This window comes from Streptomyces malaysiensis subsp. samsunensis (assembly GCF_024519315.1).
Lineage (GTDB): Bacteria > Actinomycetota > Actinomycetes > Streptomycetales > Streptomycetaceae > Streptomyces > Streptomyces malaysiensis.
The window spans coordinates 21883-32831 of record NZ_JANIIC010000088.1 but is presented as its reverse complement, the minus strand read 5'-3'; the positions used below and the strand labels follow the sequence as shown (position 1 = coordinate 32831).

At 65.0% G+C, this 10949-nt stretch carries 8 protein-coding genes; 5 read left to right on the top strand and 3 right to left on the bottom strand.

Annotated elements, in window-relative coordinates:
* The coding region (locus NQU54_RS43465) for a beta-ketoacyl synthase N-terminal-like domain-containing protein (protein ID WP_257635817.1) at positions 1 to 938 on the bottom strand (938 nt) is incomplete at its 3' end.
* A gap of 263 nt (positions 939 to 1201) precedes the next feature.
* Between NQU54_RS43465 and NQU54_RS43460 the strand changes: the two genes are divergently transcribed.
* The 3 genes from NQU54_RS43460 to NQU54_RS43450 are packed head-to-tail and all read left to right on the top strand — an operon-like array spanning position 1202 to position 5985.
* Positions 1202 to 4045: an SCO1167/SCO6262 family helicase gene (locus NQU54_RS43460; RefSeq protein ID WP_502362215.1), complete on the top strand. Its 2844-nt coding sequence runs from the start codon at positions 1202 to 1204 to the stop codon at positions 4043 to 4045.
* A gap of 38 nt (positions 4046 to 4083) precedes the next feature.
* On the top strand, positions 4084 to 4740 hold the full coding sequence (locus NQU54_RS43455; protein WP_257635816.1) for a hypothetical protein: 657 nt from the start codon (positions 4084 to 4086) through the stop codon (positions 4738 to 4740).
* Positions 4741 to 4779: 39 nt separating this feature from the next.
* Positions 4780 to 5985 (top strand): cytochrome P450, encoded by a 1206-nt coding sequence (locus NQU54_RS43450; RefSeq protein WP_257635815.1) that lies wholly within the window; start codon positions 4780 to 4782, stop codon positions 5983 to 5985.
* Positions 5986 to 6058: 73 nt separating this feature from the next.
* Here the strand turns inward: NQU54_RS43450 and NQU54_RS43445 are convergent, their stop codons facing one another.
* A complete protein-coding gene (locus tag NQU54_RS43445; RefSeq protein ID WP_257635814.1) occupies positions 6059 to 7528 on the bottom strand; it encodes an FAD-dependent monooxygenase in 1470 nt (489 codons plus the stop codon).
* Positions 7529 to 8157: 629 nt separating this feature from the next.
* Between NQU54_RS43445 and NQU54_RS43440 the strand changes: the two genes are divergently transcribed.
* Positions 8158 to 8877 (top strand): AfsR/SARP family transcriptional regulator, encoded by a 720-nt coding sequence (locus NQU54_RS43440; protein WP_306279685.1) that lies wholly within the window; start codon positions 8158 to 8160, stop codon positions 8875 to 8877.
* Here NQU54_RS43440 and NQU54_RS43435 read toward each other — a convergent pair.
* Positions 8866 to 9393, bottom strand: coding sequence for a MarR family winged helix-turn-helix transcriptional regulator (locus NQU54_RS43435; protein ID WP_257635813.1), 528 nt, complete (start codon positions 9391 to 9393; stop codon positions 8866 to 8868). The genes NQU54_RS43440 and NQU54_RS43435 overlap by 12 nt on opposite strands.
* An 83-nt stretch (positions 9394 to 9476) precedes the next feature.
* Between NQU54_RS43435 and NQU54_RS43430 the strand changes: the two genes are divergently transcribed.
* The gene (locus NQU54_RS43430; RefSeq protein WP_308408542.1) at positions 9477 to 10940 is read left to right on the top strand and encodes an MFS transporter; all 1464 of its coding nucleotides are present in this window, start codon (positions 9477 to 9479) and stop codon (positions 10938 to 10940) included.
* The last annotated feature ends 9 nt before the right edge of the window (positions 10941 to 10949 follow it).

Genomic DNA, 10949 nt, shown 5'->3' with positions numbered 1-10949 from the left:
TTGGGAGCGGTGAGCTGGCTACTGGCGCCGTCCTGGTTGACCGCACTCCCGCGGATCACCGCCAGCACCCGATGCCCATTACGCCGCGCGTCCGACAACCGCTCCAACAGCAGCATGCCGACGCCTTCCCCCCACCCGGTCCCATCCGCCGACGCCGCAAACGCCTTGCAACGCCCGTCCGGAGACAGTCCTCGCTGCCGACTGAATTCCACAAAAGTGCCAGGAGTCGCCATCACGGTGGCGCCCCCGGCCAGGGCCATGGAGCACTCACTACGCCGCAACGCCTGCACCGCCAAATGCATCGCCACCAACGACGACGAACACGCCGTGTCCACCGTGAACGCCGGCCCCTCAAGACCGAAGGTGAAGGAGATCCTCCCTGAAGCGATGCTCGCCGCGCTGCCCTGGCCGAGATACCCCTCGAACTCCTCCGAGGGGCGGCGGATCCGCAGTCCGTACTCGGCGTACATGAGTCCCGCGAACACGCCGACAGGCTCTCCGCGGAGAACCGCCGGTACAATTCCGGCGCGTTCGAACGTCTCCCATACTGTGGTCAGCAGCAGACGCTGCTGCGGGTCGATGGTAAGCGCTTCACGCGGCGGGATCCCGAAAAAGGCCGGGTCAAAGGAGCCCGCATCGTGGAGGAAGCCACCCTGGCGCGTAGTGGACTTGCCGATCCGGGCAGGATCCGGATCGTAAAGGTCATCGACCCCCCACCCCCTGTCCTCGGGGAACGGTCCGATCGCGTCCCGTCCCTCGCTGACCGTCTCCCACAGCTGGTCGGGGGACCGCACCTCGCCGGGGTATCGGCAGGCCATGCCCACGATGGCCACCGGTTCCCGCTGGCCCGCCTCAACTTCTTGCAGGCGGCGACGGACCTCCATCAGGTCGGTCGTCGCACGCTTGAGATAGGCGCGGAGCTTATCCTGGTCCGCCATGGGCGATGCACACTCCTCGGGGTGTCGCGACGGATGGGCCGCTACCGGGGACAGATCGGTCGGTGCCCCGTCGGACGCCAGGAGGAACAGGCATGCGGGGGCACGCGGTCTTCAACCTAAGTCGGTGATCTTGGCCCGACCTTAAAGTCCTTTGAAACAGGTCAGCCTCGGTGCCGGTCCGCTCTCAACATTTACGGCGCGAACGTTTCGCCCCCGCCTCACGCTTGACAGCCGACCGTCGGCGGACTGCTAGTGTCAAAAACGTGCAGCCTCATCTATTGACGAAGGGGACTGCGGCGTCGAGCGGCAGTCACCCTGAACTGATCGCGCATTGCGCAGCCTTCTTACCAGGCGATCCCCCACGTACCGGCGTCTTGGCTTTCTTCTCCGGCGAAGGGGCTCAGCTGCCCTCCGTGGGCGCAGCTGTCCAATTGCCAATCGCCCACCCCCGGGGCAGCGGAGTCGGTGTACGCACGAGGAACGCGGTCATACTCCCGGTCGCGGAGGCTCTGCCCCTCCTGCTGACGGCGGACACCGGGCCAACCAGCGATTCGGTGGCCTTTTGGGCAGCGGCCGCACGGTTCGCGTTGCGCTTGACGGCCCGCGGTCTGCTGCTCCCGGGAGTGTCGCAAGGTGGCTTCGACGCCTGGCGAGCGGGGCCGCTCACAGATGAGGACACCGTCTGGCTGGCCCGGCTCGCCGCCGCTATGCCCGTCGAGGCGCACGCCGTGCCGCTGCCGGGGAGCGCTCCTCTGCAGTTGGCCCGCCAAGAGCCGCTACTGCGTGGCTTCGTCGATGCCGTCGCCGATGCCGTGCCACGGACACGGGCAGCGCCGTTGGCCACCGGAAGGCCCGCCTTCGCGGACCTGGCTCCACACCACATCCCTGAACTGCGGTTCTGGGCCGACGAGATCGCCGCAGGTCTCGACGCGGGACCGCGGGTCTCGCTACGCGTCGAACCGCCGGACGGCGACGGCTCCCCTGACGGGCTGGATCAAGACACCTTGGCATTTCGGGCCGTCGTGCAGTTGCACAGTGCCCGCCATCCCTCTCTTGTCATGGATCTGGTGCGGACATGGAGTGATGCTCCCGCTCTCTTCGGGCCACGTGCCCAGGATGCCGCCCGGGCCATGCTGCAGCGGGGCGCGCGCGCCTGGCCACCTCTAGAGCGATTGGCCGGTCAGCCGGTTCCGGACGAACTCATCCTGACCGAGGGAGAGTTATACGACCTGCTGCACAACTCGCTGGAAGCTCTGGCGATGGCCGGCATCGAGGTGCATTACCCCAAGGAACTGATACACGATCTCACCTCCACAGCACTCATCGAGCCCGCGCACAACCCGAGGGGCGACATCCCGTCGCGCTTTGCCCCGGAGCTGTTGCTTCGCTTTCGCTGGCACCTGGCGATGAACGGTGATCCGCTGAGCCAGGACGAGATGAACGCGCTCGCAGAGGCACACAGACCTGTGGTGCGGCTGCGGGACCAATGGGTGCTCGTTGATCCCGAACTGATACGCGGGGCCCTCGAGCCGGAACCGAGGCCGCTCGGTGCGATGGACGGCCTGTCCGCACTCCTCACCGGCGCAGTGGAGATCGACTCGCAGACCGTTGCCGTGGAGCCTGGTGGCTGGCTGGCGACGGTCTTCCACCGGATCGAGGACACCGGGCCGCGTGCCTTGCCGGACCCGCCACCGGAGCTACGAGCGACCCTGCGCGACTACCAGCTCCAGGGCCTGGACTGGATGGACCGCTTGACCTCTTCCGGTCTCGGCTGCTGCCTCGCCGACGACATGGGGCTTGGGAAGACGGTTACGCTGATCGCGCTCCACCTGTGCCGACAGCGGCGCCCGGCCACGGCTGGCCCGACCCTGGTGGTGTGTCCGGCCTCACTCCTCGGTAACTGGGAGAAGGAGATCCAGCGCTTCGCCCCCGGCACGCCGACGCGCCGATACCACGGTGCCCAGCGGACGCTGAACGGCATTCGCCCGGACGAGTTCATCCTTACCACGTACGCAACCATGCGCCAGGACATCGCGTCTCTGGGCAGTGCGACATGGGGACTCGTCGTTGCCGACGAGGCGCAGCACATCAAGAATCCGGTTGGAGCGACAGCCCGTGCGCTGCGAACGGTCTCCAACGGCGTCCGTGTCGCGTTGACCGGCACACCAGTGGAGAACAATCTCACCGAGCTGTGGTCGATCATGGACTGGACCATTCCCGGCCTGCTGGGCAGCCTTAGTGATTTCCGCTCTTCCTACGCCACCCCGATCGAGCGCGGAGACGACCCTGCCACCGCAGAACGCCTGGCCCTTCTGGTTCGGCCGTTCCTGATGCGACGGCGCAAGTCCGACCCCGACATCGTTCCCGAATTGCCACCGAAGACTGAGACCGACCACGCGGTACACCTCACCCGGGAACAGGCGGCACTCTATGAGGCTGTGGTGCGCGAGTCCCTGGACGCAATCTCCAGCGCGAGCGGAGCCGGCCGGCGGAGCCTGGTGCTCAAGCTGATCACGGCCCTCAAGCAGATCTGCAACCATCCCGCCCAGTACCTCAAGGAGAGCAGCCCCAAGCTGGCCGGCCGCTCGGGCAAGTTCGCCCTCCTCGACGAGCTCGTCGACACCATCGTCTCCGAGGGCGGTGCAACTCTGGTCTTCACCCAGTACGTCACCATGGCCCGGATGACCCTGCGGCATCTCGAAACGAGAGGAATCACCGCCCAGCTCCTGCACGGAAACACTCCCGTCAACCAGCGGGAGGAGATGGTGGCCCGATTCCAGAGGGGCGAGGTGCCGGTCTTCGTCCTGTCGTTGCGGGCAGCGGGCACCGGCCTCAATCTCACTCACGCAGGGCATGTCATTCACTTCGACCGCTGGTGGAACCCGGCCGTCGAGGCCCAGGCCACTGACCGCGCCCATCGCATCGGCCAGACGCTGCCGGTGCAGGTTCACCGGCTGATCGCCGAAGGGACCGTGGAAGAGCGCGTCGCCCATCTGCTGGCGGCGAAGGGGGCACTTGCCGAGGCCGTCCTCGGCTCCGAGAACACCGCGCTGACAGAACTGTCGGATGCCGAACTCAGTCGGCTCGTCACCCTTCGGAGGTCCTGATCGACGACACCGCACGACCGGAACGTGCCCTGCTCGCCATGCTCTCCCGCTGCCCGGGAGTCCCGGCCGAAGAGGTTTTCAGGGACGCCACCTGCGAGCCGCTGCCTGAACTGCAGCCGCCACCGGCCCGTCCCGGCTCTCCTTATGTGATGGATGGCCATCAGGCAACGGGAATCGACGCACAAGGGCTTGAACTGCTGATCGCGGATGCGGCGGCCAGGGCCCACCGGATGCTGACTTCCGCCTTGCCTGGTGACGAGACAGTCACTGAGGATCTCTGGCGGGACTCGGTGCGCATCGCGGCTTCACACCAGGACGAGGAGATTTTCAGCCGCCTTTGCACGGGAACCGGGCGACTACCTATGGAGCTGAACTTCGCTGTCCGGGCATGGAAATTCGGTGGAGAAGCCGGGCTCGACGTGCTGGAGAGGATGTGGCTTCCACCAAAGAAAGCCCTGGACCAGGCACTCTCATCACTCCATGCCGAATGGGACGGCTCAAACCCCCTCTACCTGCGCGTCTGGGGCAATCGCATCACCGCCGACGGACTGGACGTCCAAATTCGTCTTGGGACTGGTGGCCTTTGGTATCCGTATGCGCGCGAGCACGGAGCCTGGTGGCCTTGTGGCCCGACGGAGCAATTGGCTTATGCGGCACTCCAGTCAGCACTCGCCAGCAGCCCCGGAATGCGATAACTTCTTATTACCTAAGTTAACTAAGTTTGGAGGCATCGAGTGTCATCGTCCATCACCCCGCTGCTTCATCCGGAGACCGCGCGTCAGTGCCCGTTCGCACCTCCAGCCCCGTATACGGAGCGACGCGAGGAACAACCTCTGTCCCGCATCGTCCTGTGGGACGGCAGCACTCCATGGCTTGCGACCCGCTTCGATGATGTTCGCCGGATACTGAAGGACTCACGCTTCAGCGCCGACACCAGCCGCCCTGGCTACCCCTTCCGCTCGGCCGGCCTGAGGGCTCTTACGGAGGGGAGGCGCAACTTCGGCCAGATGGACGATCCGGAGCACGGTCGCCTGCGCGGCATGCTCGCCGGAGAATTCACTTTAAGCCGCATGGAGCGACTACGCCCCGAAATCCAGCGCATCGTAGACGGCTTCATCGACCAGCTGGCGGACCGAACGCCACCCGCCGATCTGGTCTCGGAATTTGCACTCCCTATTCCGTCACTGGTCATCTGCCGTCTACTCGGGGCCCCGTACAGCGACCGTGCCTTCTTCCAAAAGCACAGCATGACGCTACTGGACCGTTCCCGCAACGAAGGGGAGGTGGCCAACGCCGAAAGCGAGTTAAGTCGCTTTCTGAGTGAACTGGTCGATCAGAAATCCTCGGATCCGCAGGACGATCTGCTGAGCCGCCTGGTCGCGGAGCGCGAGGCAACAGGGCAGCTCACCCGTGCGGAAATCGTGGGCATCGCACGCCTGCTGCTGGTCGCCGGACACGAGACAACCGCAAACATGATCGCTCTCAGCGCGCTCGCCCTCTTAACGCATCCCGAACAGCTGGCCGCAGTACGCAATGACCCCGCCCTCGTCAAGGGCTCGGTGGAGGAGTTGCTGCGGTACCTGAGCGTCGCGCAGACCGGGCTCAGCCGCGTCGCCGTAGAGGATATCGAGTGGGGAGACGAGACCATACGGGCCGGTGAGGGAATCGTCTGTATGCTCAACACCGCCAACCGCGACCCGCGGCAATTCACCTCGCCAGATGATCTCGACGTCCGCCGGGACGCGCGTAGCCATGTCGCCTTCGGGTTCGGTGTCCACCATTGTCTGGGGCACCCCTTGGCCCGGCTTGAACTGCAGGTTGCCTTAGAGACGCTGCTGCGGCGCCTGCCCAATCTGCGGCTGGCCGTCTCACCTGACGAGCTCTCGTACCGCTACGAGATGGCGGTGTTCGGGGTACGCGAGCTTCCGGTGGCGTGGTGACTCCCTGACGCCACCCCGCAACCACGGCACAGCACCGGCCGGGATGAAGCTATCGCCCCGGCCGGTCTCCGTGTCACGCGGTCAATGGTTCACCAAACCAGCGCCTCAGGCCGTCCGTCAGTCCTGCCCAGCCATCCGCCGCGTTTCGGGCCCACGCCACATGGCCGTCCGGCCGGACGAGAACGGCGGCGGCCTCAAGGCATCCGACTGGAGATGTCGTGAGTACATCGATGCGATCCATCCAATCATGCGCTGAAAGAGGCGCCTTCCCGCCCGTCATGTTGATCAGCACACCTCGGGCGGCACGCAGAGCACGGGCTGGCTCGGTCGGTCCTCTGTCGGAGACCAATGCCGCATAGGGGATCCGGCGGCCGACGAGTGGATGTCCATCCCCCTCCCCATAGTTCGTGTCCAGCCCGGTGGACAGTTCAAGCAGAAGGCGATTGGCGTCCGGATACCGGAGCAGTTCACCGACGAGTTCCCGCAACGCGGCAACCTTGTGCGCCGGATGGATCAAGGCGAGCTGTGCTTCGACGGCCCGTCCTGCCCGCGCCCCTTCCCGGTGGCGCTCCGAATGGTAGGTGCCCAGGAGGCCCGGCGGTGCCCAGCCGTGGTACTCCGCAGCTAGCTTCCAGCCGAGATTGACGGCATCCTGCAGGCAGTTACTCAGACGAAGGCCGGCCAGCGGGAAGAACGTGTGCGCTGCGTCTCCGGCCAGGAACACGCGGCCCTTCCGCAAGTGCTCCGCGACGCGGGTTGGTCCGCCGTACCTCCGCATCCACCGCGTCGGCGCGGCCGGAAATTCGGTGCCGTTGAGCCGGTGAATGCTGTCCCGCAGCTCCTCCCCTGACACCGGCTGCTCGGGCCCGGGCGGCTCCTTGTCGAACTCGGCGGTGATGACACGAAAGACACCAGGCTCCGTAGGGACCCCGGAATACACGCCACCCGCCGGAGAGAACCGGGACCCACGGTGGACTTCCGCCAAGGTCGCCGGATCCACCTCCACGTCGGCTACAACCCCGTAGCACGGTTGCTGTCCCTCGACCGTGGCGATGTCGGCGAGGGCACGTACCTCGCTGTCTTCGCCATCCGCGCCCACTACGTAGCCTGCTCGGATCCGATACCGCCCTGAAGGGCCTTCGACGGTCACCGTGACGCTATCAACCTGCTGTTCCAGGTCCAGCAGCACGTGTCCGCGCCGAATGTCCGCTCCCAAGCGGGTCGCTGCGTCTTCCAAATGGCGTTCGAGATGTTGCTGTCCCAGAACTACACCCTCCCGATGCCGACCCGCTAAAGGTGTCTTGTCCAGCCACAGCATCGAGAAGTGTGTGCCTTGGAGTTCGGCGGCGGCCGTGTGCAGACCCTCGAACAGCCCACGCAGGTCCAGCAGTTCCACCGCAGTGGTGTTCATCGCCTGCCCCGGCGGCTGCCCGGGACGCTGGAGGCGCTCAAGCACTATGGTCGCGACTCCAGCGAGCCTCAGTTCATGAGCAAGCATCAGCCCCGTGGGGCCGGCGCCCGAGACAACTACAGGATCCGGCATTTCGCAATTCCCTTCTGTGAAATGGGATGGTTCAACGCATCCGTGGCCTGCACCGCGCAGGCTTCACGGGGGATATCTGTGCCGATTCGGCAAGTCCTCCAGTGACCAGCCCGCTACCGGGTCTCCAACATAGCCCGGGCCCGGCCGAGACTCCGCTAACGCAGAGGACCCCTATCAGAGTCCCTTGCGACTATCCATCTGCGACACGTAATGAAATCACGGGCGCCGCTGACGACGCATCACCGTGATCACGCCATTCAAGAGCATATGACGCACGCCACAAACGACGGCCGACGAGACGATGACATGAGGCAATACAGCCGCGACTAGCGGGCAGGGACTGACCGTCGACTGTCGCACACACCGTCCAGATCTCGGCATCAGAATGCCGCCGAACGCACTGCTCACACACCATCCAAATATCCATATAAGCCACTTTACTCATCGATAAGGGGCATGACTGAATCCATGCTTCCAGCCAGGGGCCCAGCTATATCAATTTCGAACCGAAGGCTAGACTCAAGATCGCCCGGCATGTCAGTTGCATCCACCAATTGATACGTAAAGGGGAATGAGTGGTGAGGTACGAAATCCTGGGACCATTACGTGTGACCGGCACCGAAGGTCCCATGTTTCTGCACTCGCCCAAGGTGCAGAGCCTAATGGCCGCCCTTCTCGTCCGGACCGGTCAAGTGATATCTAAAGACCGACTCATGGCCGAGATATGGGGAGACGAAGCACCCCGGCGAGCCGACGCGTCGCTTTACGTCTACGTCTGCCAACTTCGAAAATTCCTTCGTGCGGCCAGCCCTCAAGAACGCCGACTGACCACCTGTCCCGGGGGGTACATCTTGCACACCGACCCCGCGGAGATAGATGCCGAAGACTTTCAACAGTTCACTGAGCGCGGTCGCAGCCAGTTCCGGGCCGGCCAATACGAGCAGGCCGCCGAATCCTTGGGCTTCGCGCTCCGGCTGTGGCGAGGACCTGCCTTCGGTGACGGGCAACAGGGTCCAATGGTGCATGCCTACGGAACCTGGCTCGCAGAGTGCCGTCTTGAATGCACGGAACTTCTTGCCGAGTGCTCCATACGCCTCGGTCGGCACCGCGAGGTGATCGGATACCTGTCCTCGCTCATTGTCGAGCATCCGCTCCGCGAAGTCTTCTACCGGCTTCTCATGATCGCCTTGTACGGTTCCGACCGGCAAGCGGAGGCGCTTGAGGTTTATCGGACGGCACGCGCCCGGCTGAGTGCGGAAATCGGCCTCGATCCCTGCCGTTCGCTCCAGGATCTGCACAAGGCGATCCTGACGGGCGACACCTCCGTCAGCGAGCTGTTAGCGGCTTGAATCAGCCGGCGTCCCCGCAATGTCCGGCAAATCAAACGGCGAAGGACCGTCCTCCAGTTGCGCCAGGTGCCCCAGGACGTCGTCGACCAAGCGTGTGACCAGACGGAGGATCTCCTTGCGGTCGTGCTGCTCCCATGACCCGATAGCATCGGACAGCCATGCCATGACTACGCCCCGATAGCGGGTGGCGATCGCCGCTCCAGCCGGAGTGATGGCCACAAGCCTGGCCCGCCGGTCATCAGGGTCGACCACGCGCTTCACCAGCTGCTTTTTCTCCAGCTTCTGCACGTGCCGCGTCACATGAGGATCTTCGACCTGCATGCTGGCAGCGATCTCGCCGATTCGTCGAGGCTCACCCGCTGCTTCCAAAATGCCCAGGATCGTCAATGACGGGCGCTCAAGTGTCGTGTGGGAGAGTTCCGCAGCGCGCGCATAGAACCGTCCACTATTGAATACGGCGGTCAGCCGGGCCAGCTTGGGCACCAGTTCGGCCAGACCCTCACGATCGTCAACCATGAGTCGGTTGCATCCCTCCCATTGATTGCTTAACTTAGGTAACCAGATTAGCTCATCTCATTCTACTCACCAGAAGGAGCCGTGTGATACCCCAAGACCACGCCATCGTGTCGCCGCCCCGCCCGCCTGCGGCTAGGACCGCGAGCCGACGCCCGGACGTCGTTGTTCTGGCCCTGTCCATCGCCACGGGAGCCGGTTCCATGCAGCAAAGCGCGGTACTGCCGCTGCTGTCGCGGTTACAGACTTCCCTGCACACCACGCTCACGGGCGCCACGTGGGCCTTCACCGCCAGCCTCCTGTGCGGTGCGGTCGCCACCCCACTGGTCAGCCGCTTTGGGACGATGTACGGGCGGCGGCGTCTGCTGCTGATAACGCTCGGCCTCCTCCTCGTTGGCTCGATTGCGGGCGCCCTGTCGACCGATCTGCCCACGTTCATCGTCGCACGCGTCCTCCAGGGAACCTCCGTGGCCGTGCTGCCACTGGCCATCGGGGCCGTGCGTGAGCTGCTGCCACCCGACCGCACCGCTGGCGGAATCGGCGTACTGAGCGCGACGATGGGGACGGGGGTCGGCCTCGGCTTCCTTATCAGCGGTTTGGTGGCCCACTACACCAGCGGATACCGTGCCGTCTTCTGGATCAGCACAGCGGCGGCCCTCGCTGCCATGGTGCTCGTGGCTCTGGTAGTGCATGACATCACCCCGCCGGTCGGTGGAAAGCCCGACATCCTCGGCGCCGTACTGCTCGCCGCGCCCATGGTGTGCCTGCTTCTCGCCATCAGCCAAGGCCGGAGTTGGGGTTGGGCCTCCATGCCGGTGCTCGGACTGATGGCAGCTTCGGCGGTATTGGGGACAGCATGGGTCATCGTGGAACGACGGGCGGACGATCCACTGATCGCCATCGGCCTGGTCGCCCATCCTGCCACGGTCGGCGCCAGCCTGATTTCGATGCTCCTCAGCTTCGCGCTCTTCAGCGGCTTCACCTTGTTGCCGAACTTTGTGGAAACGCCCACGACCACCGGGTACGGCTTCGGGACTTCCGTACTGCAGGCAGCTTTCTATCTACTCCCGACGTCCCTGCTCATGCTGTTGTTGTCGCTGCTTGTCGGGCGGATCCTGCGCCGTATCTCCGCCGCCGCTGTGGTGGCCTCAGGCGCGGCGATTGCCACACTGCCGAATCTATGGCTTCTCGTCCGACATGACGCCCCCTCTGACATCTACGTAGCCACCACACTGCTGGGTCTCGGCATCGGGCTGGCGTTTCCTGCACTGGGGACCCTGGCCATCGAGCATGTGCGCCCGACCGAGACCGCCGTGGCCAGCGCGGTCAACAGCATCGCGCGGTTCGTCGGCGGAAGCATCGCGGGCGCGGTCAGCGGCGCGATCCTGTCCGCCGACAGCGCCAAGGGCTCCGGGCTGCCCACCGAACACGCCTACGAGGTGATGTTCGCGATCGCCGCTTGCTGTGTCGCTGCGGCAGCCGTCATCGCGAGTTTCACCCGCGCGACCGGCCAAGGCACCGCCGCGAGGCAGGGCTCAGCCAATGGCTGACTGCGGGTG

Excerpts from the sequence above, each read along its gene's own strand:
- NQU54_RS43455 (WP_257635816.1), top strand. The coding sequence starts at position 4,084 with ATGCTCTCCCGCTGCCCGGGAGTCCCGGCCGAAGAGGTTTTCAGGGAC.
- NQU54_RS43445 (WP_257635814.1), bottom strand. The coding sequence starts at position 7,528 with ATGCCGGATCCTGTAGTTGTCTCGGGCGCCGGCCCCACGGGGCTGATG.
- NQU54_RS43440 (WP_306279685.1), top strand. The coding sequence starts at position 8,158 with ATGTTTCTGCACTCGCCCAAGGTGCAGAGCCTAATGGCCGCCCTTCTC.
- NQU54_RS43435 (WP_257635813.1), bottom strand. The coding sequence starts at position 9,393 with ATGGTTGACGATCGTGAGGGTCTGGCCGAACTGGTGCCCAAGCTGGCC.